Raw genomic sequence first — 18,392 nt, forward strand, 5'->3', positions numbered from 1 at the left:
TGTTAGAAGGTGTTTTACCAACTATTTTTGACCATTAGATCTTTTATTTCCTTTTAAATTTTTCATCGCCTTAATACCTCGATGATTTTTTCCAGATCCTCGCTTATCGTAATGATACCAATTACCGGTTCATCCCTTCTGCCATTTTCTGTAATCAATAATGCTTCGGCGGGATGGGGATTGCCTAGACTTTCTACGAAATATTCCCTTGCTGTCACAAAATCGGTTTCTTTTTTGATGATCCGGTAATTTTTAAGTTTGAGGGTTTTGGTAATGATGTCTTTGACATATGAATCTTTGAAAAGCTTCAATGGTTCCTCTGTTTTGGTCAATTCTGCCATCCATCTGGCAATGGCTTCAAAATTGATCAATCCTAGAATGAAGCCGTCTTGGATGATTGGTGCTTGACAAAAATCTTTTTCAACAAGAGTTTGTAAAACCGTTACGAGACTATCATCTGGTGAAACAGCATAAACCGAAGTCAAAAAATGTTGGGAAACCAAAGGAGGATTCATCAGGATGGCTGATATTTTTTCAATTTCTAATACCACATCCTCTCTTGGGTCTGCGACCGGTTTGCCTTGCTTCCTTTCAGAATGAATTATGGCATTTCGAAGATTCCCAAAAAGGCGAAGCTGATCTCTATATTGTCTGACGATGAGGTTGGTTTCGCTCATGTCATCAACCAAGTTGAAGTAGCTGATAAAATTCCTCGCCTCTAAATTTCTTCTAAGAAAATTCTCTATGGCATTAAAGGCTTCCAAAAACCTGTCTGCATTGCTCATTTCCATAAAAATCTTATTTTGATTTTAAAATCACCTTTCATTCAACCGGGATCTAAACACTTCCCACAAATAATTTTTACAAAAGCTTACCTTTCACCTTTTACCTCTTACTTTTTTCCAAAAACCAATAACCCAATAACCATTAACTATCATCCCTTAACCAATTCAAAAGTCTGTTTTCCGATCTCCAATTCCTCATTGGTTGGAACCACCAGAATTTTAACTTTGGATCCTGGAATATTGATTTCCCGGATTTCAGCGCTTCTTGTGCTGTTTTTTTCTTGGTCAAGATGGACACCAAAAAACTCCATATCCTGACAGACAGCCGCGCGCATTTCTGTGTCATTTTCTCCAATACCCGCCGTAAAAACGATAGCATCCAAACCATTCAGTGCGGCGGAAAAAGTCCCTATGTATTTTTGGATCCGGTAGGCGTAAAGTTCATAAGCCAATTTGGCATCCTCATTTCCATCCAATATTGCCTGTTTTACATCCCTCATGTCACTGTACCCACAAAGTCCCAATAATCCACTTTTTTTATTCAGAATGTCATTGACTTCTTTGGAAGTGTAGCCACGCTCATGGATAAGGTGAAAAATAATGGATGGATCGATATCCCCACAGCGTGTTCCCATCACCAGGCCGCCCAAAGGACCAAGACCCATAGAATGGTCAATGGATTTACCGTTTTTGATAGCGGTCATGCTGCTTCCGTTGCCAAGGTGGATGGTAATGATTTTGGGTTCGGGAATATTCAGGTATTCATTTGCTTTTCGGGACACATATTGGTGGCTGCTGCCATGGAATCCATAGGAACGGATCCCCAATTGGGTGTACATTTCTTTTGGAATAGCTGAGCGATAAGCCCTTGGTGGCATACTTTGGTGGAAAGCGGTATCAAACACTGCTACTTGTTTGGCTATGGGAAAAACCCTTTCTGCAACTGTTATTCCAAGAAGATTAGGCGGATTATGCAATGGGGCCAAAGCAAACAATTCTTTGATTATCTTTTTGACTTCATCAGTGATCAAAGTAGTAGAAGCAAACTGCTCGCCTCCATGTACTACCCGATGGCCAATTGCCTTGACTTCCGACATGTCTGACAAAACGCCTTTTTCAGGATCTATCAAAAGCGCTGTCACAGCCAAAAGACCGGCTTCATGATCTTTGATGTCCTTTTGGAATTTAAAAACTTCTTCTGATCCATGGATGAATACTTTGTGGGTCAAGGTGGCATTTTCCAGCCCAATCCTGTCTACCAAGCCACTACACACCGGAGATTCATTGGGCATGTCAAAAAGCTGGTACTTTAGCGAACTGCTGCCCGAGTTCAAAACAAGAATTTTCATTTTCAATTTATCTTAACTAATTACTTTTAACCTTAAATAAGATTCTCGGATTTAAATTTTCTTCACTTTCAAAGATGTTCCTTCTGTACTGATTACTTTGATTTTTTCACCCTGATCGATGAATTCACCCCTGGAATAGGCATCATAGACTTCATCCCCGATAATAACTTTGCCGCTAGGCATCAACCGGGTGTGGGCAATTCCTTCTTTACCCAAAAGGCTGTTTTCATAGACTGAAGAAGTGTAACCTGCAGTCCTCTGTTGGGTTGTAGCGAGTGCAATGGTGCTGAATGCTCCCCATTTATTGACCTTTGGTGCCAAAAAGAAGATCAGCCCAAGGGCCGCAATAGCAGCCAATATCACCGTCAACAATGCTACAAACAAATCTCCTGCGGGAACGAAGGAAAAATCAAAGGAATCATTAGGAATCATCCCGAGGGTAAGACCGGTAAGTATACCAAGGATTCCCAATATCCCAAAAACCCCAAATCCGGGAATCACAAATATTTCTATCAATAGAAGAATAACACCAATGATGAACACAGCGATTTCCCAATTTTCGGCCAAACCACTGAGGTAATAAGGAATAAAGTATAAGATGATAGCAGTAATCGAGGCAGCCAAAGGAAAGCCAACGCCGGGAGTCTGCAATTCGAAATAAATCCCTGCAAAAATAATGAGGATCAAAAATCCACTTACAGCAGGATTTAAAAAAACAGAAATTATTGACTCGACAGTGGAAGTTGTTTGCTCGATGATCTCATAATCTGACACACCCTGCTTGGTGATGACCTCTTCGATAGAATCAACTTCACCTTCACAAAACCCGTTTTCAATTGCTTCAGAAACTGCAAATGTGATCACTGAACCTTTTTCGCTTATTCCTTCGATTTCTATTTCCTCATCGACCATGGCTTCGGCGATTTTGGGGTCCCGGCCTTTGGCTTCTGCAGTGCTGCGCATCATGGAGCGCATATAGGATTGATATTTGTCTGGAGCAGCTTCACCGCCACCGCCCATGACTACCGTAGCTGCCCCGATGCTTGCTCCGGGAGCCATATAAATGCTGTCGCAGGCAATGGAAATCAATGCGCCTGCAGATGCAGCATCCTTATTGATCCAGACATGGACAGGGATTTCTGACTCCAGAATCATGGTTCGGATATCATCAGCATCATTGACCGCGCCTCCATAGGTATCCATTTCAATGATTACCATGGCGGCAGATTCTTCCTTGGCTTCTTCAAGAGCCAATTTTACTTTACGGTTCATCCGAGGATCAATGTTGTCGTCTATCTTAAAAACATATATTTTCTTTTTTTCTGAGGAAGAATCAGCTTGGCTCAAAACTTCAGATGACTGCAAAACAAAAATAAAGACCAATAAAATTGATGTTAAAAGGGATTTCATAGGATGTGCTATTTGAGTTTTGAATATACCAAATAATCCAATACCAGCCGCAAACACTAATTATATCATTGGTTTGTGAAGGATAGGTATTTTGCCTTATTTTAGAGCCAAAACAATTCAATTATGATTAAAAAATTCAGTTTGTCAGTTATGACAATTGCTTTCTTAAGTGTCTTTTCCACCCTTCAGGCCCAAACGGATAGGTGGCAGCAAAAAGTCAAATACATCATGGATGTCACTATGGATGTAGAGAAGAATACCTATCTGGGTACACAAAAATTACAATATACCAACAATTCACCTGATACCCTGATTAGGGTATTTTACCATCTTTACTTTAATGCTTTTCAGCCAAACAGCATGATGGATGTGCGTTCGCGTACCATTTCCGATCCTGACAGGAGGGTGATGGACAGAATTCAAAAACTTACTCCTGCAGAAATCGGTATCCTGAAAGTAAATAAGCTGACAATGGATGGAAAAAAAGTCGTTTTTGAACATGTGGAGACGATTTTGGAAGTGGATTTGCCTAAGCCAATCCTTCCCGGGCAGACTGTAGTATTTGACATGGAGTTTGAAGGACAGGTTCCGCTTCAGGTAAGAAGGGCAGGCAGGGACAATGCCGAGGGAATACGGTACTCTATGTCACAATGGTATCCTAAAATGGCTGCTTATGACAGGAGAGGTTGGCATTCCAATCCTTACGTTGGGAGAGAATTCTATGGAAATTTTGGAGATTTTGATGTGAAAATTACCATTGACAAAACCTATATTCTTGGCGGAACCGGATATCTACAAAATGCCAATCAGATCGGGCATGGCTATGAAGACGAAGGAGTAACTGTCCCAGTTGCCAAAGGAAAAAACCTAACCTGGCACTTCATAGCACCGAATGTCCATGATTTTATGTGGGCGGCAGACCCAAAATATACCCATGAAAAAGTGAAAATGGAAAATGGGCCAATGGTTCATTTCTTATATGTAAAAAATGACAAAACCCAAGAGAACTGGGCCAAGCTAAAGGGCTACACTGTAGATGCGATCCAATATATGAGTGATAATTTTGGAAAGTATCCTTATGAGCAATATTCTGTTGTGCAGGGCGGTGACGGAGGTATGGAATACCCAATGTCAACTCTGATCACTGGACATAGAGGGCTTCAGAGCCTAGTAGGGGTGACGGTGCATGAGCTCATTCACAGCTGGTATTACGGTGTTCTTGGATTTAATGAATCATCAGAACCTTGGTTGGATGAAGGATTCACCACTTGGGGCACGAGTGTGGTCATGGATGCTGTTTTTGCCAAGTCTGACAAATTTGTGCAAAATGGGGCCTATACTTCCTATTTTAGGTTAGCAAAAGCCGGATACGAGGAGCCTTTGACGACTCATGGCGATCACTACAACCTCAATTCTGCTTATGGACCTGGCACATATAACAAAGGCGCGGTTTTCGTAGAACAGCTTGCCTATGTGATCGGAAAAGAAAATTTTGATAAAGCAATGTTGAGATTATGGAACGATTGGAAATATATGCATCCAAATGGCCATGATGTCATCCGTGTGATGGAAAAGACCAGTGGAATGGAGTTGGATTGGTATTATGATTATTTCATTGCTTCCACCAAGACCATCGATTATGGAGTCAAATCCGTCGAAGGAGTGGAAAATAAAACAAAGATAACTTTTGAAAGAGTTGGTCTTATGCCTATGCCTTTGGACGTGGTGGTAACCTATACCGATGGATCGAAGGAGATGATCTATTTGCCCTTGGTAATCCAAAGAGGTAATAAACCTGAAGAAAAAGGAATGCCCTCACTCGTAATGACTGTGAGATGGCCTTGGACAAATTATTCCCAAGAAGTTCAGCTAGACAAGCCAGTTTCATCGATTGAGTCGGTGGAAATTGATCCAAGTCTGAGGTTGGCTGACGTGAATAGGGGAAACAATAAAGTTGATGTCACCACGCTTCTTGACAAGAAGTAATAAAAAAGCCTTCAAAAATTATTTTTGAAGGCTTTTTTATAAATGTCCAATTCAAAAAAAAAGGTGCTGTTTGGCACCTTTTTTTATTTTTTGAATCATCCTGCGTTTTTCTTCTCTTGAACCTCGGTACGGATTTCCTGTGCCAAGTTTTTAAGATCCTGCATACCTTTTCTTACACGGGTACCTGCAGCTTGATTGCCTTTGTCATAGAATTTTTCAAAATCTCCTTCAAGTCCAAGGACGAGATCTTTTAGTTCGCTAAATCTGCTCATATTAAAAGTCAGTTTTTAAGGTTGATGATAAGTTTATTTGTGCGGTCAATATAGCTAAATTGTTTATAAAACAACACAACAAAGCCCTTTTTTGCCTTTAATTATTCTCCAAAAGACATTGCCAATTCTGTATTTCTGTAATAACCGCTTGTTAGTTTGTCTTTTACAGCTTCGAAGGCAGCAATTGTTTCATTCACGTCTGCAATGGTATGTACAGCGGTTGGGATCAATCTTAGGATGATCATTCCTTTTGGAATTACCGGATAAATGACCACCGAGCAGAAAATGTTGTAGTTTTCTCTCAAATCTCTTGTCAAAGTGGCTGCTTCACCTACAGTTCCGTTTAGGACTACAGGGGTCACAGGGGAGTTTGATTTTCCTGTACTGAATCCTTTTTCTTTCAGACCGTTTCTCAATGCATGGACGATTTTCCAAAGATTTTCTTTCAATTCGGGTTTTGTCCTTATCAAATCCAATCTTTTCAATGCACCTTCAACCAAAAGCATCGGTAAGGATTTGGCAAAAATCTGTGACCTCATATTGTATTTGAGGAATTGGATGACATGTTTTTCTCCGGCAATAAATGCTCCGATAGAAGCCATTGACTTAGCAAAAGTGGAGAAATACAAATCTATCTGATCTTGTACACCTTGTTCTTCACCGGCACCGGCACCTGTTTTACCCAACGTTCCGAATCCGTGCGCATCGTCAACCAATAGCCTGAATTCATATTTTGCTTTCAACGCCACGATATCTGCAAGTCTCCCTTGATCACCGGTCATCCCGAATACACCTTCAGTTATCACCAAAACACCTCCTCCGGTTTCTTCAGCGAGCTTGGTAGCTCTCTGCAGTTGCTTCTCGCAGCTCTCTATATCATTGTGTGGAAATACATATCTTTTTCCTAAATGCATCCTTAGGGCATCAATGATGCATGCGTGGCATTCGCTGTCATATACGACCACATCTTTTCTATCCAAAATAGAATCAATGACAGACATGATACCCTGATATCCGTAATTGAGCAGGTAAGCGCTCTCTTTACCAACAAACTCGGCTAGTTCCCTCTCCAACTGCTCGTGAAGGTCAGTTTGACCTGACATCATTCTCGCGCCCATAGGATAAGCTGCTCCCCACTTCGCAGCAGCATCTGCATCAGCTTTTCTTACTTCGGGATGGTTGGCGAGACCCAAGTAGTTGTTTAGACTCCAGGTCAAGACTTCCTTGCCCTTAAATTTCATCCTGGGGGCGATTTCTCCTTCTAATTTCGGAAATGCGAAATAGCCTTCTGCAAGCTCAGAATGCTTGCCCAAAGGGCCAAGGTTGGTTTGTAATTTTGCGAATAAATCCAAGGCTAAATTCTTTTAGGTTTTACAAATTTGTGAATGGATGTGTCCTCCATTAAATCGGGCAAAACTAACACAAATAGTCCAGCCTTGCAAAAATCCAATTCCAAATCAAATATTCTTTTACTAACTCACATTATTTTACTTACTTCGCAGGACATGCTTTTTATAAGAAATAAACCCAATTATGCATAAAATCAAAAAGCTTTTGGTAGCAAACCGGGGAGAAATAAGCCTTCGGATCATGCGTACAGCCAAAGAAATGGGTATCAAAACAGTTGCGGTATATAGCGAAGCTGACCGCAATTCCCCCCACGTGAAATTTGCCGATGAAGCTGTTTGTCTGGGACCTCCGCCATCCAACCAATCTTACCTTCTTGGAGACAAAATCATTGAAGTAAGCAAGGCGATGGGAGTGGACGCAATCCATCCTGGCTATGGGTTTTTATCTGAAAATGCGGCTTTTGGCAAGAAAGTGACTGATGCGGGGATCATCTTTGTAGGGCCATCACCTGAATCAATAGAGGTGATGGGAAGCAAACTTGCCGCAAAAAATGCTGTATTAAAGTATGGTATCCCATTGGTACCGGGTACTGACCATGCCATCAGTGATATTCCCTCTGCCAAACAAAAGGCTAAAGAAGTAGGCTATCCCATTTTGATCAAAGCAAGTGCCGGTGGCGGTGGAAAAGGCATGCGGATCGTGGAGGAAGAATCGGAATTTGAGGAACAGATGCTTCGTGCCATTTCAGAAGCGCAATCAGCCTTTGGGGACGGGGCTGTTTTTATAGAAAAATACATCACATCACCGCGGCATATTGAAATCCAAGTTTTGGGAGACCAACACGGAAATGTGGTCTATTTGTTTGAACGAGAATGTTCTATCCAAAGAAGACACCAAAAAGTAATCGAAGAGGCGCCTTCAGCGGTAGTTTCTCTTGATATGAGAAAAGCAATGGGGGAGGCTGCCGTCATGGTGGCCAAAGCATGTGATTATTATGGTGCGGGCACAGTAGAATTTATAGTAGATGAAAAACTCGATTTTTATTTCCTTGAAATGAATACGAGACTTCAGGTCGAGCATCCTGTGACTGAAATGATTACGGGGAAAGACTTGGTACAAGAACAAATCTGGGTGGCTGAGGGAAAACCACTTTCTTTCAAACAGGAAGATTTGAAAATCAATGGACACTCCCTTGAAATCAGGGTATATGCGGAAGATCCAAGGAACAATTTTCTCCCGGATATCGGCAAGCTTCAAACTTACATCAGGCCACAAGGCCCCGGCATACGCGTCGATGATGGGTTTGAACAGGGAATGGATATTCCAATTTATTATGACCCGATGATTGCCAAGCTGATTGTGCATGACGAGAGCAGGGAAAAAGCCATTCAGAGGATGATCAGGGCGATAGATGACTATCAGATTACGGGCATTGAGACTACTTTGGGATTTTGCCGGTTTGTATTGGAGCATCATGCTTTCAAATCAGGAGCTTTTGACACCAAATTTGTGGAGAAATACTTTTCTCCGGACAAGTTAGACATCCAATGGGATGATGAGGAACAGATTTTATTGGCAGGCTTGGCAATAGAAATTTTTGAAAAAAATAAGTCTAGCCTTAAAGATTCCCATAAAAGCCAATTGGCAGGAAACAAAACCAATTGGAAAAATAGGTTGATCTGATGGCAGAAATTCTACCGATAAAGGCTTGGCGTTATCACGATAGCCTCAAGGACCGCATGGAGGATATGATCTCTCCGTTATTCGATGTAGTTTCTCAAAAGCAGAGACAGGCACTTTACGAAAATCCTTTCAACAGCATCCACTTATCCGTTCCATTGGGTGAAAATCCTGCGCTTTCTGCCAAAGCCATTCTTGAAAACTGGAAAAATGAAGCAGTGATTACCCAAGATCAGATGCCGGGAATCTATGTTTATTACCAATATTTTAAATTACCGGGAGAAGAAAAGGAGTTTTGTAAGAAGGGATTTATCGCCCAAATCAAGGCTTATGACTGGCATGAGGGTGTGGTGCTGCGCCATGAAAACACCATCCCGAAATCCGTCAATGACCGGGTGGAAATGTTAAAATCCACAAAATTTCAACCCAGTCCTACGCATGGATTGTATGAAGATCCAATGCACATATTGGAACCCTTTATGGATGAGGCCATTCAAGACCCGATTTATGATCTGGAAGATTACCAAGGAGTAAGGGAGGTTTTGGCTGTGATTCATGACTTGCCTACCATCAGGATTTTCTTAGAACAAATCGCTTCCAAATCAATCATACTCGCGGATGGGCATCACAGGTATGAGGCTGCGATAAAATACCGAAATGACATGACTGCTTCAAATCCAGAACATAGGGGAGATGAAGCATACAATTATCATTTGATGTATTTTACCAATGCACATTCTAAGGACTTGAGAATTCTTCCTACGCACCGGCTTTTTACCGGAATTTCATTGGATGAAAATGATATCCTCTCCAAAGCCGAAGATTGGTTTAACATAAGAAAGGTTTACGACTCAGATGAAATTTCAGAATTGATTCTTCACAAGCAATGGGCTTTCGGACTTGTTTTTAAAGACAGTGCTTATAAAATCAGGCTTAAACCCGAAAAATTTGAAGAATTTGAATTGGCTATTCCTGATGTGGTCAAATCAGTTGACCTGATGGTGCTCCATTATTTTTTCATAGAAAAAGTAATGGGGATCAAAATGGAAGAACAACGCTTTTCGGAAAAGTTGGAATACGAAAGAAACCTGAGAAGATGTGTGGGTAGAGTAGGAGAGGGTTCTGCTGATTTTGCGGTTATCACCAAAGAAGTCTCTATGTCTCAGGTTTTGGAAGTCTGCAAAAGTGGTTTTATGATGCCACAAAAGACTACCTATTTCTATCCAAAAACTGTATCGGGTTTATTGTTTGCTTCTGTTGATGAACAGGAATTCAAATTTCCATACCAAGCATTTCGGCCATGATAAACCTAGGTGAAAAAAAGCTCATTCTCGCATCCCAATCTCCAAGGAGAAAAGAGTTATTGAAAGGATTGGGATTTGATTTTGAAGTAAGGTCAAAGGATACGAGTGAGGATTTTCCTATAAATCTTGACCCATCCGAAGTTGCGGGCTTTTTGTCCGCAAAGAAAGCAGCGGCATTTGCTCACGAAATAGTTCCCAATGAAATCGTTTTGACCTCTGATACTGTGGTAATTCTGGAGGGGAAGATTTTGGGAAAACCGGCTAATGAGGAAGAAGCATTTGAAATGCTTTTCGCACTTTCAGGAAAAACACATCTCGTGACTACCGGGATTACTTTTTTGACTTTAGAAAAAGAATTGACGCTTTCAGATACCGCAAAAGTTTTTTTCAAGGAATTGTCAGGACAGGAAATCGAATATTACATTTCCAATTTCAAGCCTTTTGACAAAGCAGGAGGATATGGAATTCAGGAATGGATAGGATTTGTCGGGGTTGAAAAAATTGAAGGCTCCTATTTTACTGTCATGGGATTGCCCATTCATCTGGTTTATGATGTTTTGAAAAATTTGTAAAAAAAAACATCCTCAGAATCATTTCTGAGGATGTTTAGAATTTATTGGAATTGAATGAAATTATTTTTTAATAGGATTCATATCGGCCTTGTCCACTTTTTTGACGGGATCATTGTCTTTGAGTTGCTTGGAAACAACAAAATATGGACCTGATATAATTTCCTGACCTTCTTTTAGACCTTCCAAGACTTCAATATTGTCAAAGTCAGAGATTCCGGTTTTGATTTCGGTCTGTTTTGCTCTGTTGTTTTCGATGATGAAAACTAGTTCTTTTGCCTTTGTTCCTTCAGGATTTTTGGCAGTAGAATCTTCTCTTGTAGTCACAGCAGCTAAAGGAACTGCCAGGACATTGTCTTTCTTTTGGGTAATGATGTCCACACTTGCAGTCATTCCCGGACGGAAAGGATATTTCATTTTTTCAGTGATCAAGTCAGCATAAGAATCATTTAGGATTCGTATTTTGACCTCAAACTCCGTCACAGCATCAACACTTGCTTTTGTATTGGCTGAGTTTGCGATAGAAGTAACGACACCTTTGAATTTTTTACCAGAGAAAGAATAGGAATCCACATCAATAATGGTAGTATCGCCTTTACTGATTCTGACAATGTCATTTTCATTTACATTGACACGCACTTCCATTTTGTTCAAATCAGCCAATCTGAGCATTTCAGTTCCTGCCATTTGTTGGGTACCAACTACCCTTTCTCCCTTTTCAACCAAAAGCTGGGATACAACACCACTAAAAGGTGAATATACATTTGTTAACCTCAAATTTTCAGAGGCTTCATTGACAGTTGCTTGAGAACTTTTGACAATAAATTCTGCAGCTACTACTTGCTGTTTGGCAGCATCGAGGTCATTTCGGGCGGTTAGGTAAGTAGATTGGATTTGTTCCCAATCAGCATCAGAAATAACTTTGTCTTGATGAAGTTTTTCGTTCCTATTATATTCCAACTCAGCCCTTACAAATTGTGCCTCTGCTCTTTTTAGGTTTGCTTTAGATTGAGCAAGATTTGCCATATTTTGATTTAGGTTTGCCTTAGACCTGTCGAGTGCGGAGATAAAATTATCAGGTCTGATTTTGACCAAAAGGTCACCAATCTTTACAGAATCGCCTTCGAGGACGTTAAGTTCAATGATTTCACCTGCCACATCAGGGCTGAGTTTGACTTCTGTTTCCGGTTCGATCACCCCTGAGGCGCTCACTTTTTCGATAATCGAAACTTTCTTGGCTGTAGATGTTTCTACGTTGGTTTCCTTTTCACCACCGATCCATCCAGCGGATCTACCGATGATGGCGAATATGATGACGACGGCCAACACTCCTAATAGGATATAAATAAGCTTATTTGACTTTTTCTTTGCCATTTTGATTTGGTATTTTATTAAAGTTTGAGTGGGTTACCTAGGTAAAAATCAAGGACTTTTACCCTGAATATGTAAGTATATTTTGCTGTGACTAGGTCTGCCTGTGCATTGAAGAAATTGTTTTGTGCCAATTGGAAATCTGCAAAGTTGATTGCTCCTGCATCAAACCTTTGTTGGGATATCCTGAAAGCTTCTTGCAAAGAAGCCACCCTGACCAAAGATGCTTGGTAGGATTGTCTTGCAGCATAAGCACTAGTATAGGCACTTTCTATGTCTTGTCTGAGTTGGTTTACAGTCTCAACTTCCTGGATTTCGCTTAATCTTTTTTGAAGTCTTGCCCTCTGTACATTAGCCCTATTTCTCATATTGGACAAGATTGGAATGTTCAGCTGAAAATTTCCCGAGTAGGAAAAGTTATTTCCGATTTGGGTTCTAAAATCATCTCTTACTCCCAGAAAATTAGCCTGGTCTACATAGTTAGAAAATCCACTTCCTCCGACTCCGATTGTTGGAAAATAACCTCCCTGCGCAATTTTAACTCCTAACTCAGCACTTTCTACTCCTAATTCAGCAGATTTTATTTCCGGCATCAAAGCAAGTGCAGTTTCAAAAACTTCATTGACTTCTTTATCAATCATAGAATAGTCATCAGCTTCCAATTCAGGAATTACAATGTCGAAATTATCATTGAATGGAATCTGCAATGCTTGAGATAGGTTGAGCTTTGAAATTCTGAGGTTGTTGGTTGCATTGATTACCTCAAGTTCATTGGTTGCATTCTGCGCTTGAATATCAAGTTTATTTGCCAAGGGAAGAGAACCTGCGTCTACCAATTTGGTAGTGTTTGCTAATTGCTGACGCGTGCTTTCCAATTGATTTTCAGCAATTTTTAACTGCTCTGAGTTGAATACCACATTGATAAAGAAATTAATCACATTCAATGTTATGGTGTTTTCTGTAGCCTTTACATTAAACTGGGCTGCTTCGATATCGATCTTACTTTGCTGAATCGAATTGGTAATCTGCTGACCCGCAAACAAAGTAAGATTTGAATTCGTAAAAAGGTTGATGTTTCCGATACGGTTGTTTTCAAACAAGTTGGTCACCGGGTTAATTGAACGACCCCATCTGTATCCCGAGCTTGCGCCCGTAGACCAAGTCGGAATCCTTTGGCCACGGTTACCGATAAGATTGGCCTCTGAAATACCTAAGTTTGCCTGACTCCGCTGGAGTGTCAGGTTATTTTCCAAGGCGATTTCGATACAGGTTTCCAAATCCAACCTGCTGAAATCAACATCTTGGGCTTGTAAAGTAGAAATTGAAAGCAGCAAAAAAGCAACTGCCATTAAGTAATATTTTTTCATCATGGGTTAATCTATGTCAGGTATGTAAATTAATTCTTTGATCCAAGTCAAGCTTTTGAGGTATGCAATAGTAGTAGGCCTGATTCCGCTGTCCATTTCTATTACATGGCAGGCAATGTCATTCTTCCCCTTTCGGGAAACAGACATCGTAGCAATGTTTGTTTTTTCTTGTGCTATTACCGAGGAAATAAATGCAATGGCTCCGGAAACATCCTCGGCTTTGATGATGAGCGTATGGGATTGGGCGGAGAAGTTTGCATTAAATCCATCTATTTCAGCAATGTTTATTACACCACCACCTAGACTTTCACCGATAACTTCCACTTTTCTTTCCCCTTTGGTTAGGTTCAATTTGATAGTGTTGGGGTGGTAAACAGAGGCATTTCCGATTGATTTGAAGTTAAATTGAAGTTCTTTTTCTTTTGCAAGTTCAAATGATTGTTTGATCTTGGCATCGTCAGTTTTGAAATCAAGAAGACCTCCTATGATTGCTTTATCGCTTCCATGTCCTTCATAGGTGCGGGCAAATGAATTGTAAAAAGTGATGATAGCAGCATCAGGAATTCCACCCAAAACCCTTATAGAGGATCGGGCTATCCTGACAACCCCCGCGGTATGGGAAGAGGAAGGACCAATCATAACCGGACCGATCATATCAAAAATACCACTTTTTGTTCCCATGGAAAAGTCTAGTTTCAATTAGCATGCTAAAGTAAGAAGGATTTTAATTTGAAAAAGACATTTTCAGGAAGTTTGCCATTATTAAGGATTAAATCATGATTATTTAATTATTTTTAACGCGTCTTAATAATTACAAATATCTGTTTTGTTCAATAATGAACAGTGGTATGGTCGGATTTGATACAATTTTTCTTTATAAACACAATGACGGGATTTGGGCTGATGGCGCTGAAGAATTTCATAATAGAGGCTTTTTGTTTGGTGATGGACTTTTTGAAACAATGGTTTACTCTAATGGGAAAATCAGGTTTGGAAATGAACACCTCGAAAGGTTAAATGAAGGTTTAAAGATCCTTTTCATCGAAAATGATGGACTCTCAAGGCTCAATGAAATAGAAAATCTCCTTCATGAAATTTGGGGTAACAAAAAAAGCTTGAGGGTAAGATGGAATGTTTACAGGTCGGGATTGGGAAAGTATACACCAGAGGAAAACCATGTCATTGAGAGTCTTCAGGTTCAGTCTCTATTTCCCACCCCAATACAGAAAGAAAAAGCCTATTTAAGTCAATATGTATTTATCCAAAAGACTCCTTGGAGCCATTGCAAAACTTTAAGTGCAATCCATTATGTCATGGCCAATCTTGAAAGAAAATCCAAAGGTTTTGATGAGGTGATTTTGAAAAATTCAGATGGATTTGTTTGTGAAGGTGGTTCTTCCAATATTTTTTGGATTAAAAACGGACAATACTTCACGCCATCTTTGGATGCAGGTTGTATAGCAGGCGTTGGAAGAAGGATGATTATTTCTTATCTAAAAGAAAACAATATTCCTATTTTGGAAGGATTATTCAGAAAGGAAGAGTTATTCCTGGCAGATCAGGTTTTTACAAGTAATGTGACAGGAATAAGCTACATAAAGTCCATTGATGATAAAGTCTTTGATAGCCAAAGGAATGAGTATTTAGCCTCGATTTTTGAGGACTAATACAATCCAATAAAACAATCAGATCGCTACAGCTGCCTTGATATGTGGATGCGGATCGTAATTCAGCAGTTCAAAATCTTCATATTTAAAAGCGAAAATATCTTTCACACTCGGATTGATTTTCATTGTGGGTAGGGGTCTCAAATCCCGGCTGAGTTGGAGATTTGCTTGTTCGATGTGATTGCTGTAAAGGTGTGCATCCCCAAAAGTGTGGACAAATTCACCCGGCTCAAGGTCGCATACCTGTGCTACCATCAAAGTAAATAGGGCATATGAGGCAATATTAAATGGAACTCCCAAAAACACATCCGCACTTCTTTGGTAGAGTTGGCATGATAGTTTGCCATCTGCTACATAGAATTGGAATAATGTATGGCAAGGTGGAAGTGCCATGTGGTCCACATCTGCCACATTCCAAGCGCTTACAATATGCCTTCTGCTATCAGGTTTGGTTTTTATTTGATTTATCAAATTCTTGATCTGATCTATTTCTCCACCTTTGCCATCCGGCCAATGTCTCCACTGATACCCGTAAACAGGACCAAGATCCCCGTTTTCATCTGCCCATTCATCCCAAATACTTACTTTGTTATCGTTTAGGTATTTGATATTGCTGTCACCATTTAGAAACCACAGTAACTCGATGATAATGGATCGGAGGTGAAGTTTTTTGGTAGTGACTACAGGGAATCCATCCGCAAGATTAAAGCGCATTTGATAGCCAAAAACACTGATTGTTCCTGTGCCTGTTCGGTCTGTTTTTTTGACACCGTTATCCAAAATGTGCCGCATCAAATCATGGTATTGCTTCATAGTCAGGGAGGAGAATTTCTAGGGAGCAAGATAGGAAGATAAGTAAAAATAGGAAAGCAGGATTTTGCTTTTATTGCTGAAAGAGAAATTTTTTGGTTCTCTAATTTTTACTTTATAATCAGTATGTGTTCTATTTTTTGACAAAATAGTTTTGTGGGAAACTTTACTTTCCTGTGATTTGTAAAAAAAACCAAGCCTTACCTGTATATTTCATTTCAAATATGTTTACTAAAAAGAATTCGTTTTGGTCCTTGGGAATGGCATTGCTGATGACTTTGGTAATTTTGATTTTTAGGCCAAGCGTTGTTTTTGATTATGATTTCGAAAGTTTTTTTCCCCAGGAAGATGAGGAGCTTCTCTTCTATCAGGATTTTAGAGGCAAGTTTGAAAATGACAATGATTACCTTCTCATAGCCCTTGGCGGCAATACCGAAGTCTTTGATTCGGTTTTTTTGTCTGCGGCAAATTCTTTGAACAAAAGTCTCAAAAAATTAGAAAAAGTGGAAAGGACAATCTCCCTGCTTGACTTGGAGGAACCAATTGTAAATCCCTTTGGAATTAGGTATCGGAAAGTTTTGGATTGGGAAAACGCCGAGCGTCTCCAAAATTCAAGGAAGACAATATTAGGTTCACTGCAATATCAGAAAGGGCTGATCAGTAAGGATGGAAATTATCTTTTGATCCTATTGAAAAATAAGCAAAGGATCAGTAAAGAGGACGGTGATGAGTTGTATCAAGAGATAAAAAATCTTGTCGCCAACTCAGGGATCAATGAATATCACTTGGCAGGGAAAATACGTGCCCAAGGAGAATTTGTGAATTTGCTTCAGGAGGAATTTACTTTCTTTTTGGGAATTTCGCTTATTTTAATTGTATGCTTACTCATAATCATATTCAGGACTTGGTGGGGTGTTTTGGTGCCGCTGACTGTCCTAGCCCTCGGGATTTTGTGGACGATATCCTTGTCCCTATATTTTAATAAACCCTTGGATGTGATGTCGGTGATGCAGCCTACGATACTTTCTGTAGTTGGATTGGCCGCATTGATCCACTTTTTTAACCATTACTTGACACAGATCAGAAATGGACATCCCAAAGATGAGGCTATCAGAATCTCATTTTCAGAATTAGTAACCGCTGTATTTTTGACATGTATTACTACTTCTTTGGGCTTTGTTTCGCTCTTTTTCACCAATATCCAAAACTTAAAGTTTTTTGGATTGTATACAGGTCTTGGGGTCATGTTGATGTTTTTGGCAGTTGTAATGATAGCGCCGGGAATGTTGTACCTATTGACTCCATTCAAAGTTTCGGAAAATGATTCATTTTCTGTGATGTGGCGAAAGGGAATGAGGCTCGCTTTTTTATGGACCTTAGCCCACACCAAATCTATCGTTTGGGTTTTTGTTCTGATCACTTTGATTTCTGCTTATGGCCTGTCCAAGCTGCAAGTCAATGGATATATTTTGGATGATTTACCGGAAAATAATTCTCTTATAAATGAGTTCCGTTTTTTTGATCAGGAATTTGGCGGATCTAAGCCTTTGGAATTTTCCTTGTCAGCAGGACCAAAGGCAAAGGATTTGATGCAATATGAAGTTTTGAAAGAGCAGGAAAAGTTAGAGAGTTTTATAAAGGAAGCATTTGGCGCATCAGCAGTTGTTTCACCTTTAACTTTGGCCAAAAGTCTGAATAAGGCATTGAACAGTGGAAGTGAAAAGGCGTTTGCTACGCCAACTATTGGGCAGGTTCGTCGGATTGAACCCTATTTGGGGAAGGCCGTTGAAGAATCGCCTGTCAGGGTTTTGACTTCAGATTTCAAATCCGGGAGACTTTCCGGCAGGACAGAAGATATGGGGAGTCTTGAATCTTCAGCTATGAAAGCCAAACTTTCAAAGTTTTTAGAAGAAGAAATCAATCCTGATTTACTTTTGGTCCGGATTACCGGAACATCCCATCTGATCGATATCAGTCATGAAAGTGTGACTGCCCAAATGGCAAAAGGACTTGGGTTTGCATTTTTAATCGTGGCTTTGATTGTAGGATTTTTGTTTAGGTCATGGAAAATAGCAGTGATTTCACTGATTCCAAATGTTATTCCTCTGCTTTGGGTATGTGGGTTAATGTTTGTATTTGGGATTCAATTAAAACTAACCACGGCAATCATTTTTACAGTGGCATTTGGCATTGCGGTAGATGATACCATTCATTTTATGGCAAAGCTTAAAATGGAACTTAGCAAAGGGAAATCATGGCTATATGCCATCAAAAGGACATATTTGGAAACCGGAAAAGCAATCATACTTACTACCCTGATTTTGGTTTCGGGCTTCTCTATATTGACTTTAAGCCAGTTTGGGGTGACTTTTTATTCAGGTTTATTGATCGGAATGGCTTTGTTTTTTGCTTTGGTTGCTGATTTGATCCTGCTTCCTGTTTTATTGATTTTACTAAAAAAAGAACCTTAAT

The 18,392-nt window shown here is 40.0% G+C and carries 15 protein-coding genes; 6 read left to right on the forward strand and 9 right to left on the reverse strand.

Features of this window, described 5'->3' with window-relative positions:
- Nucleotides 1-62: 62 nt before the first annotated feature.
- The 3 genes from NU887_RS10370 to NU887_RS10380 all read right to left on the reverse strand — a co-directional run bounded on the left by NU887_RS10370 (nucleotide 63) and on the right by NU887_RS10380 (nucleotide 3,544).
- Complete coding sequence (locus NU887_RS10370; RefSeq protein WP_258423297.1) at nucleotides 63-791, reverse strand: CBS domain-containing protein; 729 nt, start codon at nucleotides 789-791, stop codon at nucleotides 63-65.
- Nucleotides 792-934: 143 nt separating this feature from the next.
- On the reverse strand, nucleotides 935-2,134 hold the full coding sequence (locus NU887_RS10375; RefSeq protein ID WP_258423298.1) for an acetate/propionate family kinase: 1,200 nt from the start codon (nucleotides 2,132-2,134) through the stop codon (nucleotides 935-937).
- Nucleotides 2,135-2,185: 51 nt separating this feature from the next.
- Nucleotides 2,186-3,544, reverse strand: a complete 1,359-nt coding sequence (locus tag NU887_RS10380; protein WP_258423299.1) for an NfeD family protein — start codon at nucleotides 3,542-3,544, stop codon at nucleotides 2,186-2,188.
- 123 nt (nucleotides 3,545-3,667) lie between these two features.
- On the opposite strand from NU887_RS10380, the gene NU887_RS10385 reads away from it, so the two are divergent.
- Nucleotides 3,668-5,530 carry a M1 family metallopeptidase gene (locus tag NU887_RS10385; protein WP_258423300.1) on the forward strand — a complete coding sequence of 621 codons (1,863 nt, stop codon included), beginning with the start codon at nucleotides 3,668-3,670 and terminating at the stop codon, nucleotides 5,528-5,530.
- A gap of 95 nt (nucleotides 5,531-5,625) precedes the next feature.
- Here NU887_RS10385 and NU887_RS10390 read toward each other — a convergent pair whose 3' ends face one another.
- Both NU887_RS10390 and NU887_RS10395 read right to left on the reverse strand, forming a co-directional pair.
- Nucleotides 5,626-5,802, reverse strand: coding sequence for a histone H1 (locus NU887_RS10390; protein ID WP_241124126.1), 177 nt, complete (start codon nucleotides 5,800-5,802; stop codon nucleotides 5,626-5,628).
- 101 nt (nucleotides 5,803-5,903) lie between these two features.
- Nucleotides 5,904-7,154, reverse strand: a complete 1,251-nt coding sequence (locus NU887_RS10395) for an aminotransferase class I/II-fold pyridoxal phosphate-dependent enzyme (protein WP_258423301.1) — start codon at nucleotides 7,152-7,154, stop codon at nucleotides 5,904-5,906.
- Nucleotides 7,155-7,335: 181 nt separating this feature from the next.
- On the opposite strand from NU887_RS10395, the gene accC reads away from it, so the two are divergent.
- Genes accC through NU887_RS10410 form a run of 3 tightly spaced genes read left to right on the forward strand, consistent with a single transcriptional unit; the run spans nucleotide 7,336 to nucleotide 10,708 of the window.
- The gene (gene accC / locus NU887_RS10400) at nucleotides 7,336-8,835 is read left to right on the forward strand and encodes an acetyl-CoA carboxylase biotin carboxylase subunit (RefSeq protein ID WP_258423302.1); all 1,500 of its coding nucleotides are present in this window, start codon (nucleotides 7,336-7,338) and stop codon (nucleotides 8,833-8,835) included.
- On the forward strand, nucleotides 8,835-10,136 hold the full coding sequence (locus tag NU887_RS10405) for a DUF1015 domain-containing protein (RefSeq protein ID WP_258423303.1): 1,302 nt from the start codon (nucleotides 8,835-8,837) through the stop codon (nucleotides 10,134-10,136). Before accC ends, NU887_RS10405 begins: the two co-directional genes overlap by 1 nt.
- Nucleotides 10,133-10,708 (forward strand): Maf-like protein, encoded by a 576-nt coding sequence (locus NU887_RS10410; protein WP_258423304.1) that lies wholly within the window; start codon nucleotides 10,133-10,135, stop codon nucleotides 10,706-10,708. Before NU887_RS10405 ends, NU887_RS10410 begins: the two co-directional genes overlap by 4 nt.
- A gap of 60 nt (nucleotides 10,709-10,768) precedes the next feature.
- On the opposite strand, the gene NU887_RS10415 is transcribed toward NU887_RS10410, so the two are convergent.
- Genes NU887_RS10415 through sdaAB form a run of 3 tightly spaced genes read right to left on the reverse strand, consistent with a single transcriptional unit; the run spans nucleotide 10,769 to nucleotide 14,124 of the window.
- Nucleotides 10,769-12,079, reverse strand: coding sequence for an efflux RND transporter periplasmic adaptor subunit (locus NU887_RS10415; RefSeq protein ID WP_258423305.1), 1,311 nt, complete (start codon nucleotides 12,077-12,079; stop codon nucleotides 10,769-10,771).
- A gap of 17 nt (nucleotides 12,080-12,096) precedes the next feature.
- A complete protein-coding gene (locus NU887_RS10420) occupies nucleotides 12,097-13,443 on the reverse strand; it encodes a TolC family protein (protein ID WP_258423506.1) in 1,347 nt (448 codons plus the stop codon).
- 6 nt (nucleotides 13,444-13,449) lie between these two features.
- A complete protein-coding gene (gene sdaAB / locus NU887_RS10425) occupies nucleotides 13,450-14,124 on the reverse strand; it encodes an L-serine ammonia-lyase, iron-sulfur-dependent subunit beta (protein WP_258423306.1) in 675 nt (224 codons plus the stop codon).
- A gap of 155 nt (nucleotides 14,125-14,279) precedes the next feature.
- Here sdaAB and NU887_RS10430 point away from each other — a divergent pair, with 155 nt between their 5' ends.
- Nucleotides 14,280-15,110 carry an aminotransferase class IV gene (locus tag NU887_RS10430; protein ID WP_258423307.1) on the forward strand — a complete coding sequence of 277 codons (831 nt, stop codon included), beginning with the start codon at nucleotides 14,280-14,282 and terminating at the stop codon, nucleotides 15,108-15,110.
- Nucleotides 15,111-15,128: 18 nt separating this feature from the next.
- On the opposite strand, the gene NU887_RS10435 is transcribed toward NU887_RS10430, so the two are convergent.
- Entirely contained in the window at nucleotides 15,129-15,923 is a 795-nt protein-coding gene (locus tag NU887_RS10435; RefSeq protein WP_258423308.1) for a thymidylate synthase, read from the reverse strand.
- 221 nt (nucleotides 15,924-16,144) lie between these two features.
- Here NU887_RS10435 and NU887_RS10440 point away from each other — a divergent pair, with 221 nt between their 5' ends.
- A complete protein-coding gene (locus NU887_RS10440) occupies nucleotides 16,145-18,391 on the forward strand; it encodes an efflux RND transporter permease subunit (protein ID WP_258423309.1) in 2,247 nt (748 codons plus the stop codon).
- Nucleotide 18,392: the final 1 nt, after the last annotated feature.

This window comes from Aquiflexum gelatinilyticum (assembly GCF_024741135.1).
GTDB lineage: Bacteria > Bacteroidota > Bacteroidia > Cytophagales > Cyclobacteriaceae > Cognataquiflexum > Cognataquiflexum gelatinilyticum.